Here is a 21128-nt window from a genome sequence, read left to right on the forward strand (position 1 = left end):
CCCAAAAAGCATTTACTATTATTATGGTTTATGCACTTATGTTTGTCAATAAAAATATTTTTTATTAACCTAATATGTAATAATAATTCACAAAAAATAAATTTATGATAGAATTAATATATAAAAATTAAGGGGGAAGTATTATGTCAAAAATAGGATTACAATTATATTCTCTTAATAATCTCACAAAAAATGATTTTTTAGGGACAATACAAAAAGTAGCTCAAATTGGCTATGAAGGTGTAGAATTTGCTGGATATTTTAATACCAAAGCAAAAGATTTGAAAGAATTTTTGGACAATTCGGGTATTACACCTGCTGCAACACATATAGGTATTGAAAGACTTCAAACTCATCTTCATGAGGAGATTGATTATTGTTTAGAGTTAGGTTGTTATAATATTGTTTGTCCTGCAATACCAGAAAAATATACAAAAAGTATTGAAGGATTAAATAGCTTGGTTGATATATTTAATAATATAGGTGAAAAATGTAAACAAAATAATATAAACTTTTTATTACATTTACATGGCAATGAATTTGGACTTATTGAGAATAAAACATTTTTAGACTTGTTATTTGAAAAGTTAGGCAATATGCTAAAACTTGAGATTGATACATTTTGGGTTGAAAATGCCGGAGTAGATGCATTTGAATTATATAAAAAACTTATTGATAAAACACCATTATTACATCTAAAAGATATGAAAAGCAAAGAAAACAAAAGAGATACCGAAATAGGCTGTGGTGTAATAAAACTTAAAGAAATAGTTAAATATGGTAATAATAAAACTGAGTGGTTTATTGTTGAGCAAGAGGAGTTTGATATTGATCAGTTCGAAAGTATTGAGATTAGTTTAAAAAATATAAAAGGTTGGATTGAATAATTTATAGTTTTATAACTTATACTAAAAGATATTTTGTTTCTAATTTCCACATGGGTAAATGTATTATCTAGATGTATATTATTATACAAATAATAAAAAACCTCCTTCATAAATTTCTGAAATACATATGAAGGAGGTTTAAATTTTTATATACACTTCTTTTTAACCTTTTTGAAAACAAGCTTTTATAAATATTACAAAATATAAAAATTAATTATAAATTATTACATTATACAATGTTATTAATAATACCTATATTTTCACAACAATTGAATTCAAATTGTATTGTAATATGGCTTATACCAAAATGTTCTTTTAACTCATGTTCTATCTCTTCATAAATTTTAGATGTTTCACTAATTAAAATATCAGATTTTAAATTTACATGTGCTTCAAATAATATAGTATTTTCATTTAATCCCCATACATGAACATGATGAATATTTTTGATATTTTCAATCTCTTGTAGTTTTTCTACTATATCTTTAATATTTATATTTTCTGGAGTACCTTGCATTAAAATATTTATTGCTTGTTTTAATATTTCAAAACTTTCTTTTAGAACATACAATCCAATAATAATGGTCAATAAAGGGTCAATCCAATAGCTATTATAATAATAAATAAGTATACCACCTAAAACTACTCCTACTGAAGATAAGGCATCACTAAAAAGATGTAGATAAGCTGATTTCATATTTATATCTTCTTTTGAGCCTTTATGAAGTAAATATGCACCAAGTGTATTTGCAAAAAGTCCAATTAATGCAACCCATATGACAATAACTCCTTTTATTTTACCTGGAGTTATAAATTTAAAATATGCTTCTTTAAACAAAAAGAAAGATATTATAATTAAAACTGTTGAATTAAAAAGTGCTGCAATTATTGTAGAACGTTTATATCCAAACGTTCTTTTTTCATCATTATTTTTTTGTGATATTTTAATAGCAAAGAAACTAACAACAATTGATAGTCCATCACTTAAATTATGAAGTGCATCTGAAATTAGGGATAAACTACCTGAATACAAACCACCTATCACTTCAGCTATTGTTATAATAAAATTTAATATCATTGTAATAAGTAAATTTATTGCTTTGATACTACTATTACTATAGTTGCTATGAATATGGTTATGATTTGACATGAACATTTTTCCTCCTAAAGGTTAAAATTAAGTTTATTATTTTTCATTTATATGAACAAAACCAAGATCTAATATTCCTTTTACATGTTCATCATTTAGTGAATAATAAACAACTTTACCTTCTTTGCGTGATTTAACAAGCCTTGCACTTTTTAATATTCTTAATTGATGTGATACTGCTGATTGGCTTACATTTAGTATTGAAGCTATATCACATACACACATTTCAGATACCAACAATGCCTCTAATATCTTAATTCTTGTAGAATCAGCAAACACCTTAAAAAATTCAGAAAGCTCAAATAACATTTCATCATCAGGGATATTTTTTTGCACTTTTTCAACTATATCATAATGAATTATATTGCATGAACATCTTTCTTCAGACAAAGCACTCACCTCACATTAATATATGAACAATTATTCATATATTAATGTTATCATATTGATATCTTTTTGACAATATATTTTAAAAAATCCTTTCATAATCCTTCTTTTGTCTATTTTATTTTACTTTTATGATGTATAATCTTATATATGTATATCAATAGTATTTACTTAGGGAGTGTTGTTATATATGAGTATATTGCAAAACATTTCTGAATTAGTTCAAAAGGGTAATGCAAAACTTGTTCCTGAGAAAGTTAAAGAAGCTTTATCACAAGGACTATCAGCTGAACAAATTTTAAATGATGGCCTTGTTGCTGCTATGTCAATAGTTGGTGAGAAGTTTAAAAACAATGAGATTTATGTTCCAGAGGTTCTAATTGCTGCAAGAGCTATGAAGGCAGGGTTAGAAATATTAAAACCTATTCTTACCGAAACAGGAGTAAAACCAATAGGAAAAGTTGTTATAGGAACTGTTAAAGGCGATTTACACGATATTGGTAAGAACCTTGTTGCAATGATGATGATTGGAGCAGGGCTTGAAGTTATTGACTTAGGTGTAGATGTATCTGCCGAAAAGTTTTGTAATGCTATAAAAGAACATAATCCACAAATTGTTGCAATGTCGGCATTACTTACAACTACCATGCCTCAAATGAAAACAATTATTGAAAAAATAAAACAGGAAGGTTTAAGAGACAAAGTAAAAATAATGGTTGGTGGTGCACCAGTCACAGAAAGCTACGCAAATAGTATAGGTGCTGATGCATATACTCCAGATGCAGCGTCAGCCGCTCAAGTTGCAGTTAAATTTGTGAAAAATAGTGCATAATGAAAAGCTTTGAATAAGTTATTTCTGCCTATTTTGTATTTTAATTATATTAATTACTATAAATATATTAAGTTTTATAGGGATTATCTTAAACTAATAAGGTAGTCCCTGTTTTATTTACATACCAATAGATAGAAGACAGGATATTAATTTGCATATATATTAAAATGTTTTTTATTATATATCATTTTTTGATGTGCAAACATTTGCGTTAAGTTTTTATTAATGATAAAATTTAATAAAAACTAACGGAGGTTATCTTATATGATAATAATACATAACCAACTAACAGATATTTTTCCACTTTCAAAAGAAAAATTCAAAATACAAATTTGGATTAAAAAAGATTACGCAAAAGAAGTCCACCTTCTATACGATGATAGATATGACATGCAAAACTTAAAAATAGAGGGAATGGAACATGAAGTAACTGTTTATGATTATAATGTCTATTCAGTAATAATAAAGCCTAAAACCAAAAGACTTGGATATAAATTTATCATAAAAGATTACAATGACAAAATTTTCTATTATAAACAAGAAGGAATAGCAACAGAAGATGAGCTATATTTTGGTCATTTTCACTTTCCGTATGTGAATGAATCAGATATTTTTTTGAAGCCTGAATATGTTGAAGACCTCATTGTTTATGAAATTTTTCCTGATAGATTTTACAAATCGCCAAATTACTCAGTAAATAAAGAATTTGAGCCTTGGGACTATAAAAAATGGGACAAAAAAGGGTCAGAGGTTTTTTTAGGTGGGAATTTAAGAGGTATTATAGAAAAAATTGATTACTTCAAAGAACTTGGGATAAATGCAATTTATTTGACACCTATATATAAATCAACTACAAGCCATAGATACAATGTAGATGATTATTATAACGTTGATCCCATTTTAGGAACAAATGAAGATTTTAAAGAGTTAGTCAATGTTATGCATAAAAATGATATAAAGGTTATTATTGATATGGTATTTAATCATTCAGGGACGAATTTTTACGCCTTTCAGGATTTAATCAAGAATGGGGAAAAATCAAAATATTCTGAATGGTATAATGTTTATTCATATCCAATTAACACTAAGCAAATTAATTATGAGACTTTTGCTACAAATGTAAGAGAAATGCCAAAACTTAATACATCAAATAATGAGGTTCAGGACTTTATTATTAATGTTTTAAAATACTGGATCAATGAATTTGAAGTTGATGGTATTAGGTTTGATGTTGCAAATGAACTTGATAAAAATCTTTTGAGAAGGATAAGAAAAGAAATTAAGAGTATAAATAAAGAAATCTTACTCATTGGAGAAGTAATGCATAGAAGTGAAAACTTTTTACTTGGTGATATGTTTGACGGAGTAATGAATTACTATTCATGGGAAATATTTATCAAATATTTGTTAGGTAGGAAAGGTGCAAAAGAAACAGCAAATAACTTAAGTGAATATAGATTGAGAATTAATCCACTTATATTTTCATGCCAGCTAAATTTGATAGGTAGCCATGATACACCAAGAGTATATACCCTTTTAGGAAATAAAGCATTAACAAGATTAGCTACTGTTTTTAACTTAACATATCAAGGAATCCCTATGATATATTATGGTGATGAAATTTTGATGGAAGGCCATCAAGATCCTGATTGCAGACGTGGAATGATATGGGATAAAGAAAGATGGGATAATGATATACTTTGGTTATATAAAAGATTAATTAAACTTAAAAAAAATATAAATGCATTAAAATCTGACAATGTAAAAGAAGGTTACATTAACGATGTTTTCTACTTTAAAAGAGAGGCTAATGATGAATTTGTATATGTCTTTATAAATGCAAATAAAGATTCAAAGCTTATAAATCTTTTTGATTTAAGATTAATCGGGAAAGAGATATATTATTTTAGTAAACAAAAAACTGAATATAATCCCTTTGCAAACGTTAGTATTTGTGTTGGAGGTAATGACTTCGAAATAATAATTGCCTCGAAAAATTTAAATGAACTTTTATTATAGAATTATTATGTTTTTGTTATAAAAAATATGCAAAATAAACAAAAAAGTATTTGACAAATAGATAATATTATTATAGAATACAAATAAAGACAAACGTTTGCACATATTTTAAGGAGGACGATTGATTATGAAAAAAAGAGAGCCTATTGGATATTTATTTTTATCGCCAGCCTTAATTTCAATGGCTGTTCTAAGCTTTTTCCCAATTGGTCTTACTATTTATTATGCATTTACTAACTTTAACCTGAACCATTTTGACAATTATAAAATAGTAGGGTTTAAAAACTTTATTGACATTTTAAATGGACCTTTTAGAGAAGTTTTTGCACCAACATTTGCATGGACTTTCTTTTTTGCCACTGTAACAGTTTTACTCAACTTTTCAGTTGGATTATTATTAGCAATATTACTCAATAATAAGTTTATGAAAGAAACCAAGATATACAGAAGTCTTCTTATTATTCCTTGGGCACTCCCACCAACAATATCTGCTCTTGCTTGGCAGGGACTATTAAATGAAGAATATGGTGCAATAAATATGCTTTTAAAAGCACTTCATATAGGTGCAATTCCTTGGAGTACTGATCCATTTTGGGCAAAGGTAAGTATATTTATTGTTAATTTGTGGTTAAGTTATCCTTTTATGATGAATGCCTGCCTTGGTGCACTTCAATCAATTCCTAATGAATTGTATGAAGTTGCTGATATTGATGGTGCAGGATGGTTTACTAGAATGTTTAAGATAACAATCCCTATGATTATACCAGCTGCTTTACCACTAATTATTTCTTCATTTGCTTATGCATTTAATAACTTTAATGTTGTTTATCTAATTACTGGTGGTGGACCTGCAAGACTTGATACACAGTTTGCTGGTTCTACAGATCTTTTGGTATCTGCAACATATAAGATGACAATGCAATTTTTCAGATATGATTTAGCATCAGCATTATCAATTATCATATTCTTTATTGTTGGTTTTATTTCATTAATCAATATGAAGTTATCAAAAGCATTTGAGGGGGGTGCAAGATAATGAACGGTAAAGAGTTTATGACAACAAAAGATGTAACTATCCTTTGGATAAGTAGAATAATTATTTGGGTTGCTATAATACTTTCATTATTACCAACTTGGTTTATTATTGTTGCTTCATTATCAAAAGGTGATGCCTTTTTTCAATCATCAATTATTCCCAAAAATCCAACATTAGAAAATTACATTAAACTGTTTACAATGAAATCAAGTGATGGACAATCTTTGCCAGATTTTATCATGTGGATAAAAAATAGTATGATACTTTGTATAGGTGTTGCATTTTTGCAAATTTTTATGACTGCACCTGCTTCTTATGCATTTTCAAGGATAAACTTTGTAGGAAGAAAAAATGGCTTAAAAACTTTGTTAATCCTTCAAATGTTTCCTGCATTTATGGCAATGCCAGCTATATATGGGCTATTAGCACGACTTGAGCTTCTTGATAATATTTTCGCATTAATTCTTGTATTAGCAGGTGGTTCAGCATTTAATATATGGCTCCTAAAAGGTAATATGGACCAATTGCCTTATGAGATAGATGAAGCTGCAATTATAGATGGTGCTAATCATTTTACTATTTTTTGGCGAATAATTCTTCCGCTATCAGCACCAATGTTAGCTGTTATGTTCATTTGGAGCTTCAACGGCGTATTTAATGAATTTATATTGTCAAGCTTAGTATTGCAATCACCTGAAAATGCGACAGTACCAATTGGTCTTCAAAGATTTATTAATAATCAATTTTCAGCTAACTGGACAATTTTCTCTGCAGCTGCGATATTAGCTTCACTTCCAATTGTAATAGTTTATATATTACTACAAAAACAAATACAAAGTGGTCTTGCAGCAGGAGCAGTAAAGGGTTAAACAATTATTCAATGGAAAAAGTTATTAATATAAGATTTTAGGAGGTTTTTAGTATGAAAAAGCCATCAGTTGCTTATTTTAGTATGGAATTTGGACTTGAAAGTAAGTTTAAAATCTATGCAGGTGGACTTGGAATACTCGCAGGTGATTTTTTAAAGGCAGCAAAAGATCTTAAATATCCTGTTGTAGGTGTTGGTATACTATGGAAACAAGGATATACAAAACAGATCATAACAGAGGAATATGGAATAATTGATGCTTACCCTATCTATAAATATGATTTTGTTAAGGATACAGGTGTAAAAGTAAAGGTTAAAATAAGAAATAGAGATGTATATTGCAAGGTATGGAAGGTTGACTGCTTTGACAATGCTGATTTGTATCTTTTAGATACAGATATACCAGAAAATGCTGATAGGTGGATAACAGGACAATTATATGGATGGTTTGGAGAAGAAAGGGTTGCACAAGAGTTAGTTCTTGGAGTTGGTGGAGTTAGAGCTTTACAACAACTAGGAATTGATATTGACGTTTATCATTTTAATGAAGGTCATGCTGTTTTTGCAGGTATCGAATTAATAAGACAACAAATGGAAGACAATAACCTGCCATTTGAAAAAGCACTTGAAGAGGTTAAGAAAAAGATAGTATTTACAACTCATACACCTGTAAAAGAAGGTAACGAATCACATCCATTAAGACTTCTTATGTATATGGGAGCAAATTTAGGTCTTACAGAAGAAGAAATGACATATATTGGTGGAAGTCCGTTCAACATGACTGTGGCAGGTTTAAGACTTTCAAGAATTTCAAATGCTGTTGCTCAACTTCATATGAAAACTGCAAACAAAATGTGGGAAGCAGTTGATAGAAGAAGTGAGATTATTGGTATAACAAATGGAGTTCATGTTGGTACTTGGGTAGATACTCGAATACTTGATGCTAAAGATAATCCAGAAAAATTATGGGAAAATCATTTGAAATTAAAAAAGGAACTAATAGAGTTTGTTCATCAAAAAACAGGAGTTTCATTGAATCCTGATATTTTAACAATTGGATTTTCAAGAAGAGCAGCACCATACAAAAGAAGCGATTTGATATTCAGAGATAAAAAAGCAGCTAAGAAAATGTTTGAAAATAAAATTCAAATAATATTTGCAGGGAAAGGGCATCCACTTGATGATGTTGGTAAACAAATTGTAAACAATATTATCGAAATGACAAAAAAATACCCTGGGAAAGTTATATTTTTAGAAGATTACGATATGGAAATAGGGAAAATGCTTACAAGAGGCAGTGATATTTGGCTTAATAATCCACGAAGACCACTTGAAGCATGTGGAACATCAGGTATGAAAGCTGCTATGAATGGTGTTTTAAATGTTTCAACTTTAGATGGTTGGTGGCCAGAAGCATGTGAACATGGAGTTAATGGTTGGCAAATTGGAGATGGATTTGAATCATCAGATATTGAAAAACACGATGAACATGATTTAAAGAGTTTAGTAAAGGTTTTACAGCATGAGGTAATACCAACATATTATGAAAATAGAGAAAAGTGGATAAAAATGATGCAAGCAAGTATAGATTCAACTCTTGAAGCATTCTCAGCTGAAAGAATGTTAAAAGAATATTATGATTTGATGTATATTCCAAAAGGCAGCAAGGAATGATGCCAATTGGTTACAATAAAAGAAATTGCAAAGGAAGCAAATGTTTCACCATCAACTGTTTCTAGAGTAATTACAGGCAATAAAAGAATTAGTAAAGAAACTGCTGAAAGAGTAAAAGAAGCCATTAGAAAATTGGGTTATATTCCAAATGCGAATGCAAAAAGTATGGTAACAAAAAAGTCTAATACTATAGGTATATTCATTCCAAGAGAACCTAAATATGTTCTTTCAAATACATTTTTTGACCAAATAATTGGAACAATATGTGAGATAGCAAACAAAAATGATTATGATATTCTGTTTGCTATCTCAACCCCTGAAAAAGAAGTGCAACTATTGCAAAGGCTTGTTTTGAGCAAGAAGGTTGATGGATTTATTCTACTTTCATCTCGTATAAATGACAAAGCAATTGAATATTTACGTGATATTGAATTCCCAATGGTTGTTGTTGGACGACCAGAAAAGTATGAAGACCTTATTAATTGGGTAGATAATGATAACAAAAAGGCCGGATATGATGCAGCAAAATACTTAATTGATAAAGGACACAAAGAAATTGCATTTATAGCTGGACCAGAGGATTTAGTGGTAACACAGGACAGATTATATGGATTCAAAAAGGCATGCGAAGAAAGCTTTATAGCATCAAATAATATTATTATTAAATATTCTAATTTCTACAGAAAGAGTAGTTATCAAATTGCTTTTGAAATTCTAAAGTCAAATAAACGCCCAACAGCTATTGTATGTATGGACGATATTATCGGATTTGAAGTTACGAAAGCTTCAAAAGATCTGAACCTTGCTATTGGTGAGGATATTTCAATTATAACATTTAATAATAGCATAATAACTGAGCTTTCTAACCCTTCAATAACTACAATTGATATTAATATTGACTATATTGGAACGTCTGTAGCTGAGTTATTGCTTATGGAACTTAAAGATCCAAAAAAAACTTACAAAAGGTTGATTGTTCAGCATACATTAATTGAGCGAAGTTCATGTGCGACATTGTGATTGCAAAGCATTGCATATATAAAACAAGATAGGTAAAAAAATTTTATAAATAACTAAAGTCGTTTTATAAAAAATAAACAATATAATAAAAAATACTTGACAATAATTATATAAAAATTATATAATTATATTAACAAACGTTTGCATTTATTAATTATTGAGGAGGTTATATAATGAAAAAATTTAAAAAACTTTTATCTATTACATTAATTGTTGTATTTGCAATTTCTGTATTAATACCTACGTCAGGTGTATTTGCTGCTACAAAAGAGTTAGTAGTATGGTCACATCTTACTGAAGATGAAGTAAAAGCTCTTCAACCTATTGCTGATGAATGGGGAAAACAAAATGGGTATACAGTTAAGGTATTAGCAGATAAAGGTTCGTTCCAAAGCTTTTCAACAGCTGCTATGTCAGGTAAAGGTCCAGATATCATGTATGGCTTACCACATGATAATCTTGGTGCTTTCTGGAAAGCAAGATTATTAGAAGCAGTTCCTTCAAATTTGGTTGATAAAAAAGATTTTGTATCAATGGCAGTTGATGCTGTTTCATTTGATGGTAAAATGTATGGATTACCAATAGCTATGGAAACATATGCACTTTTCTATAACACAACAAAAATCAAAAAAGCCCCAACAACAATGGGTGAATTTTTAACATTAGCAAAGAAATATGGTTTTATGTATGATATTAACAACTTCTATTTCAGCTTTGCCTTCTTAGCTCAAAATGGTGGGTATGTTTTCAAAAACAAAGGTGGTTCATTAGATCCTAATGATATAGGTCTTGGAAATAGTGGAACTATAAAAGGGTTATCTTTACTTAGAGATTTTGTGCAAAAATATAAATTCATGCCAAAAGATATAAAAGGTGATATTGCAAAGGGTAACTTCCAAAATGGCAAAGTTGCTTTCTATATTAGTGGACCATGGGATGTTGAAGGATTCCAAAAAGCAAATGTTCCATTTGCTGTAGCTCCACTACCAAAGAGTGATTTAGGAAAACCAACTCCTTCATTTGTTGGTGTTCAAGCTGCGTTTGTATCAGCTAAATCAAAGAATAAAGATGCAGCATTTAAGTTATTAAAATATTTAGTTGATAACTCAGGCTTAAAACTATTTGAAGTAGGTAATAGAATACCTGTATTAAACAAATTATTAAGCGATCCAAAGGTAAAAGGAAATGCTATAATGGCTGGTTTTGCTGAACAAGCTAAAAATGGAATTCCAATGCCAAATATTCCTGAAATGTCAGCAGTATGGGGACCTGGTGGAAATGCTTTATCACTTGTTACAACAGGTAAAGCACAACCAAAAACAGCTGCTGAACAAATGGTAAAACAAATTAAGCAAGGTATTGCACAAATGCAATAATGCAAAATAGAAATCAATAGTATCAATTTGTAGGAGTAGGCTAATTAAGGCTTACTCCTTTTTTATTAAATAAGAATTATAAAGATACATCAATAAATTGAATAAATATATATAATATAAATGTTTTTTATGCTATAAATTCTGAACCAAATGCTATATTATTTTAAGTCTTTGTTGCAAACTAAAGTTATGACTTATATAGATAACAATTGAAATATTGTGATTTCTAAGATAAGAACCCTCTTTTAATTCTAAAATGCAAGTAGGGTTTTAATTGGATTTATTTTCTTTATCAATCATATAAACCTCTTCAAATGTATGGAAATTATCTTTTATAACTGTATCATCAATATTGTAGCTATATACCGATATAGGTTCAATAAAAAATGTTGGTACCTTTTTATATCCATTATTTAAATATATACTTGTTTTTAAAGGTTTGTTTTTTAATAATTTATCAATAATATCAATTGTTAATTCAGCCAATTTATCAATCGGCTTATATACAGTCATTAATTGTGTACCTTTAACTATTCTTTGACAAGCCGAAATATCAGCATCTTGTCCTACAACAGGCACAATACCTGCTAAACGTTTCTCAGACAATGCCATAATTGCTCCTTCTGCTAAAGAATCATTTGCTGCTAAAATAGCATCAATATGTTTGCCTTGATCCAACAAGTTATTTACATATTCATAGGCATATTCTTTTTTCCAGTTTGGAGAGTAATTTTCATATAATTTTCTTATACTATTATTATTAAAATAATTTTTCAAAATCTTTTCATAACCTTGTTTTATCATATAAACATTGTAATCTTTTGCATTTCCAAGTAGAAAAACATAGTTACCATTAGGTTTTTGGGATAAAAGTGCCTTTGCCATTTGTTCTCCAACACTGTAATTATTAAATGAAATATAAGCGTCTATGTCAGCATCTCTTATTAGTCGATCATAACTTATTACACTTATTCCTTTTTTCTTTGCTAATTCTACTGCAGCTTTGCATTTGTCATAACTATTCGGGACAATAACAAGTATATCAATATTCTTAGTTAATAAATATTTAACCTGGTTTACTTGTTCAAAATCATTTTCATTAGCATTTACCCATTCAATCTCATATCCTTTTTCTTTTGCTTTTGCTGCTAAAAAATCTCTATCTTTGAACCAACGTTCTTCTTTTAATGTACCCATAGCAAATCCGATAATTACTTTATTATCTTCTTTGCGAATTTCAGTTTTTTCTTTTATAGTACTACTAATAAAATAGAATAATAACAATGGAAGAAGAATAATTATTGATATTTCAATAAAAATTATAATTTTATTTGTTCTAAATCTTATAATAATATTATTATTAAATATTTTTTTAAATTTGCTAAACAAGTTATTAATCCCCCTTTAATTTGATACTCTATAAGAAGTCGGGGTTGAACCAGTTACCTTTTTAAAGATTTTAACAAAGTAATTTGGATCATCAAATCCAACAGCATATGAAATTTCCTTTATTGATAAGTTAGTTGTTCTTAGCAATTCTGTTGCTTTATTTACTCTAAGTCTTGTTATGTATTCCTTAAAATTAATACCTAAGCTCTTTTTAAATAATTTGCTAAAATAATAGCTACTTAAGTTATACTGAGAACTTATTTGGCTTAGTGATATTTCATTTGTGTAATTATCTTTTAGATAGTTAATAACAGCCGAAATAATATCATTTGATAATATTTTTTCTTGATTAGTTTTATTTTCAGATATTATTTTTAGTATTGTAGATTTCATCTCAATTAATAGGTTATTATCTTGGGTATTAATTAGTGTAATAATTGATTCTTCAATTTCTGATAATATATCTTTTTTGTTGATATTTGATTCAGTTAAAAGCATTATGATAAGTTTTATAATCTTGTATTTAATATTTTGCATTCCATATGCTTCTCGGTAATTTACATATAATTCATTAATAACTGTTTCTATAGAAGCTATAGAAACAGAGTTATTGAGTGCATACAAAATTTTATTTTCTAAATAATCTATTTCTAAATATATATCATTTTCATTTCTTTCCTCATTTAAATTGACTGCTTGATTATATGCTTCCCAAAAAGCTTTCTCAAATCCATCTACTATGTGATAAAATTGGCTGAATCCTATTTTGATTAAATAGAAATATGATTTTTGTTTTAATGTATCTAGAAATTGATTTTTCAGGTCTTCAGCCTCAAGCTTATTATCAGATGGGAAAAATAGGACAATGATATCTCCCATTCCAGATGAGGCAAGAACTCTTTTGTTAAATACTAACTTTATATCTTTTTTGATATTTTCAACAAGCTCGAAGTCATTAACAATTTCATTCTTTTCTTTCAGTTTAATAACTGAAAAAAATCCACTTTTTAATGAAATATTAAAAATTTTTTCATATTGGTCAATATCTAAAATATCAAAAGAGTGGTTATAAGTTAGTGTAAATAAAAAACTATTTTCAATTAATTGCCTCATAACTTTTAGTTGAGTATTTTTCTCTAAGTCCTCTTTAAGCTTTGATAACTGATTATTTACATACTCTATTGCATGCTTAGTAATATTTATTATGTCATTTGTTGAATAAGGTTTAAGAATGTACGAAAATGCACCTATATCAACAGCCTTTTTTGCAAATTCAAATTTATCATGAGCCGATACAACAATAAAAATTGGGAAAACATTTACTTTATTTTTTCTAATCTCTTCAATAATCTCAAGTCCATCAATATCTGGCATTTTAATATCAATAAAAGTAATATGCACTGTGTTAAATGTTAGATATTCTAATGCCTCATTGCCCGAAGAACATGTAACAATATCTAATGTTTCTCCAAACTCCTTTGTTAATATAAACTTTATAGATTCTTGAACAATTTTTTCATCATCAGCTATTAAAACTTTCAACATCTGCTTTAAATTCACCTCTGTTAGGTAGTTTTAAATAATCATATATAATTGGTATGCTGATCAAAACTGTTGTTCCAACATCAACTTCAGAAATAATAGTAAGCGGATTTTTAATATTGTAGAAGTATTCAATTCTTTTTGAAATATTTTCTATACCTATACCATGTGATGTTGTAGAAACAATCTCTTGAATACGAAGTTTTTCTAATGTGTTAGTATCCATACCCACTCCATTATCTGAAACCTCAATATGCATTAATTTATCATCTTTAAAAACATTTATTTTAATTATACCTTTGCTTTTTTTTGAAAAACCATGTATTATAGAATTTTCTATTATTGGTTGCAATATCATGCTTGGAACAAGAGCCTTTTTACATTCATCATTAATATTTATTTGTAATTCTATATTATCACCAAATCTTAGTGAATGAATATACATGTAATTTTTAATATTTTCAATTTCATCCATTAGTGTAACGGCTTTATTAATATTATGAACTGTATACCTTAAATAACTTGATGTTTTTAGAAGAATATCATATGTTTTTTCAGCATTTTCGAACATTGCAATTTGGATTATTGTATTTAATGTATTAAATAAAAAATGAGGATTTATTTGTGACTGTAAGCTTTTTAACTCTGCTTCTTGCAATGCTTGTTTGTATTTTATAAACTCTATTTTTTGTTCATTTATTATTCTTTCTAATTCGGCTTTTTCTTCGAGTGTTTTTAACATATCCTTTACCTTTAAAAGCATGTTATTAAATGAAGTATATAAAATTGCAATTTCATCATTTGATTTATATTCTGGCATTTCAATATCTAAGTTTCCTTCAGCAACTTTATTGGAATATCTTGCAAGCCTTGTTATAGGGGATGTGAGTTGCTTTGCAAAGATAAAGGCTAATATTGTTGCTAATAAAGTCCAAATAAAAATAATAATATTATTGATGCCTTTAATTGTAGTAATAATTTTTTGTATTTTTTTATAAATTGCTAGATTATGATTTATTTTATAATCACTAAGTTTTGCTAAGTAATAATTTATAAAATCAATTGTTTTTGAATAGTCTAAATAAACATTTAAAAAATTTATGTTGCCTTTTTTATAGATAATAAGCTTTTCGGTTAATGCATTTGTATTATTAAATATATTGTAGATATTTTCAACATACATGTATTCTTCTGCAGATATAACTGATGAATTAACCTCGTTTAGCTGTGCTGAAATGGTGTTTAAGCTATCATATATTTTTAAAAATGAATCAGAATCACCAGTTGTAAGAAAATGTTGAACGTTATAATTTAAATCATTTATACTTAACTTAATATCATTAACCTTTTTTATACTTTCAACTGTTTGATTAATTGAACTAATAATAAATTCAATATTAAATTGTATGAGTATGTTCATCAAAACAACTGAAAATATTACAAATACTAAAAAAATAATTAGCTTAAACTGTATGGAATGTATGTATTCTTTCATAATGAAAATTTACACCAACCTATTTTATAATACTAAAATCTGTTGAGATATATGATGCTGCATGTCCATATTTTTTAAAACTTAAAATTCCATCTATCAATTTTTCTGATATATTCTTTACCTTATCATTAATCAATGCTGTAATAATTCCTTCTTTTTGATATTTAAGTAGTTTTTGGTCAGAGCCTGAACCGATTAAAATAAATCTATCAATTTTATTTGACAAAATAACAGTCTGTGTTAAAGTAAATGTTTCAATTTCGTTACTTGCATAAATAACATTAAAACTATTATTATCAGAAACAAGCTCTTTTGCAATAAGTTCTGCAGAAAATGACCCATAATCAGAACTAAAAGTTTTTATATAAACTTCATTTATTTTATGTTCTTTTAAAAAATCAGTAATACCTTTTATTTCAAGAGTGCCTCCAATGCTACTATAAAAAGGATTATTTACAATAGCCATATTAACATAGTTGGAGGTTTTCTTTTTTAGATTATCGTAAATAATTTCTCCGACAATTTTGCCTTTCAGGTAATAATCAATTCCAATAAAAATATCTTCATTTTTATATAAAGAATCATTTAATAAAGAAACAACAAAAATATTCTTTTTTTTAAGATTGCTAATTTCATTATCCACTGAAGTATTACTAAAAATATTACATAATATAACAGCATCGATATTAGCATAATATGAAAGACTTATTGCATTAATTAGCTCTTGAATATTAGAATAAAAGATTACATCAGATAAAATATGTCTATTAACTGAAACAGCTTTAAACTGTTGAATAAAGGTATTCCAATATGATTCATTTTTAGGTAGTATCAAAATTGTTCTTATGTTCTGTTCTTTTTTATACACTCCCATCATTCTATTTGCTTTATATATATTCCATAAATTATATACAGATATCAATAAAAAAGATGATAAAAAAATTACTATTACAAATATAAATAAACTTCTATACAATTTATCAGAAATTTTCATATAATACGCCTCCAGTTTTATTGTAACATTTAGTGAACTTTTTAGGTATAGAAAATTTTTGTTGATTAAAAATTACTATCAATTTTAATTATTAGATCATAAACTTCCACAATATGTGCAAAAAATGATAGTGAATAAAAATATTTTTGTGAGTATTATATAATACATAAACCATAAGATAAACTTAAAAATTCTTATGGTAGATAAAATTATTATTAGGAGGGTATTTGAATGAGTAAAAAGTTTAAACTAAAGGTTCTTTCTATTGTTGTTGCTTTGATTTTTGCTTTTGGTGTTTTAGCAAATGTTTTTGCTCCAAAAGCACAAGCAAAAACAATTAAGATTGGTTTTTCTCTTGATACACTACAAGAGGAAAGATGGCACAAAGATAGAGATGAATTTGTTAAAGCAGCAAAAAAATTAGGAGCACAAGTTTTAGTTCAATCAGCAAATATGGACGATGCAGTTCAAAAATCACAATGTGAAAACCTAATAAGCCAAGGTGTTGATGTTCTTGTTATTGTTCCACATAATGCTGAAACATTAACATCAGTTATCGAAGAAGCTCATAAATCAAAAATTCCTGTAATTTCATATGACAGACTTATTAAGAATGCAGATGTTGATCTTTACATCTCATTTGATAATGTTAAGGTTGGAGAATTACAAGGCAAATATTTAACAACAAAGGTTCCAAAGGGAAATTATTTTGTATTTAGTGGTTCCCCAACAGACAACAATGCTAAATTATTCAAAGAAGGTGCAATGAAATATATAACACCATTAGTAAAGAAAGGTGCTGTAAAAGTATTATTTGAACAGTCAGTTAAAGATTGGAAACCAGAAGAAGCACTAAGACTTGCAGAAAATGCACTTACTGCTAACAAGAACAATGTTCAAGGTATACTTGCACCAAACGATGGTACAGCAGGTGGAATAATACAAGCTCTCAAGGCTCAAGGACTTGCAGGTAAAGTAGTTGTTACAGGTCAAGATGCTGACTTAGCAGCTATAAAGAGAATTGTTGAAGGTAGCCAATCAATGACAGTATTCAAAGATGTAAGAGAATTAGCTAAAAAGGCAGCTGAAGTTGCTGTAAAACTTGCAAAAGGAACAAAGGTAAGTGCATTAAAAGACGTAAATGGTAAAGTAGATAATGGCAAGTTAAAGGTTCCATCAGTTTTATTAACTCCAGTTGCAGTAGATAAGTCAAACCTTGATAAAGTATTAATCAAAAGTGGTTGGTTTACAAAACAGCAGGTATATGGTAAGTAAGGTTTTAATTTAAGGAGGAAACATAATGATGTTTCCTCCTTAAGTAAATTATAGCTAGAGGTGATAATTAAATGAGCGAATATATCTTAGAGATGGAACATATTATAAAAGATTTCCCGGGTGTAAGAGCTTTAAATGATGTTACTTTTAAAGTTAAGAAAGGAGAGATACACGCTTTAGTTGGTGAAAACGGAGCTGGTAAATCTACTTTGATGAAAATTTTAAGCGGTGCTTATCCATTCGGAACTTATGAAGGTGATATATATATAGAAGGCAAGAAGCAACAGTTTAAAACAATTAAAGACAGTGAACATGCTGGTATATCAATAATTTACCAAGAATTAACTTTAGTTAAATATATGACAGTTGGTGAAAATATCTTTTTAGGTGAAGAACCTACAAAAAATGGATTTATTGATTGGAACAAGGTATATTCTGATTCACAAGCATTGTTTAATAAACTTGGTATAGATATAGATGTTTATGAGAAGGTGATGAATCTCGGAATTGGACAACAGCAAATGGTTGAAATTGCCAAAGCAATTTCAAAAAACAGCAAGATACTTATTCTTGATGAACCAACAGCCGCATTAACGGAAGGCGAAACAAGGCAACTTTTTAGAATATTAAGAGACCTAAAAAATCATGGTGTTACATGTATATATATTTCACACAAATTAGAAGAAATTTTTGAAATAGTTGATAATGTTACTGTGCTAAGAGATGGTAAGACTATATCAACTAATTCAATAACAGAACTAAATGAAGAAAAGATAATAAATATGATGGTAGGAAGAGAGCTTACTGAGAGGTATCCAAAGAAAAAACATACTCCAGGGAAGGTTGTTTTTGAGATCAAAAATTGGAATGTTTATGATCCAGATAATCCTGAAAAAACAATTATTAAAGATGCTAGTTTCCAGATAAGACAAGGTGAAATAGTTGGCGTTGCAGGATTGATGGGTTCAGGAAGAACAGAGCTATTTATGAGTATTTTTGGTGCTTATGGTGGAAAAAAAGAAGGCAAGATATATTTAGATGGCAAAGAAATAAAAATAAAAGAGCCAAACGAAGCTATAAATTATGGTGTATGCTATTTATCAGAAGATAGAAAACAATATGGATTAGTTTTAAAGATGGATATTAAAGACAATGTAGTTCTTGCAAATTACAATAAAATTTCTAAATATGGGTTTATTGAAAATGTTAAAGCAATAAAAGAAACACTATCCTATGTTGATAGTTTAAAGGTAAAAACACCATCTATATTCCAAAGAGTAGAAAATCTAAGCGGTGGTAATCAACAAAAGGTTGTATTGGCAAAATGGTTAATGGCAAATCCTAAGGTTTTAATATTAGATGAGCCTACTCGTGGTATAGATGTTGGTGCAAAATATGAGATTTATCAAATAATGAACGAACTTGTTGAACAAGGGGTTTGTGTTATTATGATATCGTCCGAATTACCAGAAATAATTGGTATGAGTGATAGGGTTTTGGTAATGAGAAATGGAAGCATAGTTGCTGATTTGAATGAAAATGAATTATCTCAAGAAAGAATTATGACTTATGCAACAGGAGGAAGATAAAGTATGAAAAAGAAGATTAATGTTAGGGCATATACAATGATTATAGCAATTGTTGTCATTTGGACAATATTTGCTATATTGACTGAAGGGAATTTTATTACACCAAGAAATATTTCAATGCTTGCAAGACAGATGTCAATTACTGCACTTGTTGCAATAGGAATGGTATTTGTAATTGTTGCTGGGCATATAGATTTATCAGTAGGTTCTGTTGTTGGATTTACAGGAGCAATGGCTGGTGTGCTACAAGTTTGGAATGGCTGGTCTACACCTATGACAATAATAGGGGTACTTGTTATAGGTGTTTTAATTGGATTATGGCAAGGTTATTGGGTAGCATATAGAGGTGTTCCAGCATTCATTGTTACGTTAGGTGGTATGTTAATTTTTAGAGGTGGTGTATTGTTAGTAAGTAAAGGCATAACAATTTCACCATATAAGGATAGTTTTAGATTTATTGGTCAAGGATATTTAAACAAAGAATTAAGTATATTATTTGGTATTCTTCTAGCTATAGGTTATATATATATGACAATCAATGAAAGAAATAAAAAGAAAAAATATAATCTTGAGGTTCCATCAATTGGTATGGAATTAGTTAAAGGTACAATTTTCTTAGCTTTAATAGGAATATTTACTGCAATAATGGTTGGATATGAAGGGATTTCAATTCCTCTATTAATATTAGTTGTCTTTACTTTAATACTTACATTTGCTGCTTCAAATACTACATTTGGTAGATATGTTTATGCAATAGGAGGGAACAAAGAAGCTGCAAGATTATCTGGTATAAACATAAAAAAGGTCAATTTAGGTATATTTGTTATGATGGGATTTTTAGCTGCATTAGCAGGTATTGTTATGACATCAAGACTTGATGCTGCAACAGCAGGTGCAGGTACTAATATGGAGCTTGACGCTATTGCTGCTGCTATATTAGGAGGAACAAGCACATTAGGCGGTGAGGGAACTGTTGCAGGAGCAATTATAGGTGCTCTTATTATGGCAAGCATTGATAACGGAATGAGTTTATTAAACTTAGAATATTCATACCAAATTATTGTAAAAGGTTTAATATTAATAATTGCTGTATGGTTTGATATTTCATCAAGGAAAAGAGCATAATTCTATTTATAAATGGTTATAAATAATGAAGTTATTATTAAAAAGGCTATTTGATATTTTGAAAATCAGGTAGCCTTTTTTAATTGTTTTTATTTAAAAATATAATGAAGTTAAGTAAAAACATATTATTCTTTTATATTTAGAGCTTTATTTTGGTAGATAGATATTAAACATTAAAATGGCTCATAAATACCAATACAACTTATATCAAAAGTATATACTGAGCTTTAAATAATATTTTTAAAATAGCAGTTGACAAAGAGAAAAAGAACAGCTATAATAAATAACTGTCGCTGCCTGAAAAGCAGAAGACAAGTAAGACAAAAAAAGTAGTTGACAAAAGAGAAAGAAGAGTATATAATCTATACTTGCCGCTGATAAAGCGGTGAAAGAAGCTAGAAAATTAAACAGTAGTTGAAATGAATGCTCTATAAGACCAAGCGGTCTAAATGAGAAGTAATTTAAGAGCG

The 21128-nt window shown here is 28.3% G+C and carries 17 protein-coding genes; 11 read left to right on the plus strand and 6 right to left on the minus strand.

All coding sequences use genetic code 11. The features are described 5' to 3' along the window. Window positions 1–143 precede the first annotated feature (143 nt). Window positions 144–887 carry a sugar phosphate isomerase/epimerase family protein gene (locus tag ACAG39_05640; GenBank protein MEZ0536720.1) on the plus strand — a complete coding sequence of 248 codons (744 nt, stop codon included), beginning with the start codon at window positions 144–146 and terminating at the stop codon, window positions 885–887. A gap of 229 nt (window positions 888–1116) precedes the next feature. On the opposite strand, the gene ACAG39_05645 is transcribed toward ACAG39_05640, so the two are convergent. Together ACAG39_05645 and ACAG39_05650 are read right to left on the minus strand one after the other, a co-directional pair. Next, window positions 1117–2037, minus strand: a complete 921-nt coding sequence (locus tag ACAG39_05645; protein ID MEZ0536721.1) for a cation diffusion facilitator family transporter — start codon at window positions 2035–2037, stop codon at window positions 1117–1119. Window positions 2038–2073: 36 nt separating this feature from the next. Next, on the minus strand, window positions 2074–2427 hold the full coding sequence (locus ACAG39_05650; GenBank protein ID MEZ0536722.1) for an ArsR/SmtB family transcription factor: 354 nt from the start codon (window positions 2425–2427) through the stop codon (window positions 2074–2076). A 187-nt stretch (window positions 2428–2614) separates the two neighbouring features. Here ACAG39_05650 and ACAG39_05655 point away from each other — a divergent pair, with 187 nt between their 5' ends. From ACAG39_05655 to ACAG39_05685, 7 genes are all read left to right on the plus strand, one after another. After that, window positions 2615–3256, plus strand: coding sequence for a B12-binding domain-containing protein (locus ACAG39_05655; GenBank protein ID MEZ0536723.1), 642 nt, complete (start codon window positions 2615–2617; stop codon window positions 3254–3256). A gap of 264 nt (window positions 3257–3520) precedes the next feature. Beyond that, the gene (locus ACAG39_05660) at window positions 3521–5275 is read left to right on the plus strand and encodes a glycoside hydrolase family 13 protein (protein MEZ0536724.1); all 1755 of its coding nucleotides are present in this window, start codon (window positions 3521–3523) and stop codon (window positions 5273–5275) included. Between the two features lie 127 nt (window positions 5276–5402). Beyond that, window positions 5403–6311, plus strand: a complete 909-nt coding sequence (locus ACAG39_05665) for a carbohydrate ABC transporter permease (GenBank protein ID MEZ0536725.1) — start codon at window positions 5403–5405, stop codon at window positions 6309–6311. Next, window positions 6311–7180 (plus strand): sugar ABC transporter permease, encoded by an 870-nt coding sequence (locus tag ACAG39_05670; GenBank protein ID MEZ0536726.1) that lies wholly within the window; start codon window positions 6311–6313, stop codon window positions 7178–7180. Before ACAG39_05665 ends, ACAG39_05670 begins: the two co-directional genes overlap by 1 nt. 53 nt (window positions 7181–7233) lie before the next feature. Then, a complete protein-coding gene (glgP, locus tag ACAG39_05675) occupies window positions 7234–8853 on the plus strand; it encodes an alpha-glucan family phosphorylase (protein ID MEZ0536727.1) in 1620 nt (539 codons plus the stop codon). Window positions 8854–8859: 6 nt separating this feature from the next. Beyond that, window positions 8860–9873, plus strand: a complete 1014-nt coding sequence (locus ACAG39_05680) for a LacI family DNA-binding transcriptional regulator (GenBank protein MEZ0536728.1) — start codon at window positions 8860–8862, stop codon at window positions 9871–9873. A 173-nt stretch (window positions 9874–10046) separates the two neighbouring features. Continuing rightward, a complete protein-coding gene (locus tag ACAG39_05685) occupies window positions 10047–11249 on the plus strand; it encodes a maltose ABC transporter substrate-binding protein (GenBank protein ID MEZ0536729.1) in 1203 nt (400 codons plus the stop codon). A gap of 270 nt (window positions 11250–11519) precedes the next feature. On the opposite strand, the gene ACAG39_05690 is transcribed toward ACAG39_05685, so the two are convergent. From ACAG39_05690 to ACAG39_05705, 4 genes are read right to left on the minus strand one after another with little or no spacing between them, the layout of a single operon-like run. Further along, complete coding sequence (locus tag ACAG39_05690; GenBank protein ID MEZ0536730.1) at window positions 11520–12647, minus strand: sugar ABC transporter substrate-binding protein; 1128 nt, start codon at window positions 12645–12647, stop codon at window positions 11520–11522. A 6-nt stretch (window positions 12648–12653) separates the two neighbouring features. Next, window positions 12654–14183, minus strand: coding sequence for a response regulator (locus ACAG39_05695; protein ID MEZ0536731.1), 1530 nt, complete (start codon window positions 14181–14183; stop codon window positions 12654–12656). After that, on the minus strand, window positions 14161–15675 hold the full coding sequence (locus ACAG39_05700; protein MEZ0536732.1) for a sensor histidine kinase: 1515 nt from the start codon (window positions 15673–15675) through the stop codon (window positions 14161–14163). Before ACAG39_05700 ends, ACAG39_05695 begins: the two co-directional genes overlap by 23 nt. Before the next feature lie 19 nt (window positions 15676–15694). After that, entirely contained in the window at window positions 15695–16669 is a 975-nt protein-coding gene (locus tag ACAG39_05705) for a substrate-binding domain-containing protein (protein MEZ0536733.1), read from the minus strand. 231 nt (window positions 16670–16900) lie between these two features. Here ACAG39_05705 and xylF point away from each other — a divergent pair, with 231 nt between their 5' ends. From xylF to ACAG39_05720, 3 genes are all read left to right on the plus strand, one after another. After that, window positions 16901–17944, plus strand: coding sequence for a D-xylose ABC transporter substrate-binding protein (gene xylF, locus ACAG39_05710; protein ID MEZ0536734.1), 1044 nt, complete (start codon window positions 16901–16903; stop codon window positions 17942–17944). A 71-nt stretch (window positions 17945–18015) separates the two neighbouring features. After that, a complete protein-coding gene (locus tag ACAG39_05715) occupies window positions 18016–19533 on the plus strand; it encodes a xylose ABC transporter ATP-binding protein (GenBank protein MEZ0536735.1) in 1518 nt (505 codons plus the stop codon). A gap of 3 nt (window positions 19534–19536) precedes the next feature. Further along, window positions 19537–20658: a sugar ABC transporter permease gene (locus ACAG39_05720; protein MEZ0536736.1), complete on the plus strand. Its 1122-nt coding sequence runs from the start codon at window positions 19537–19539 to the stop codon at window positions 20656–20658. Window positions 20659–21128: the final 470 nt, after the last annotated feature.

Source organism: Caldicellulosiruptoraceae bacterium PP1, assembly GCA_041320695.1.
In the GTDB taxonomy this organism is placed as follows: domain Bacteria; phylum Bacillota; class Thermoanaerobacteria; order Caldicellulosiruptorales; family Caldicellulosiruptoraceae; genus JBGGOQ01.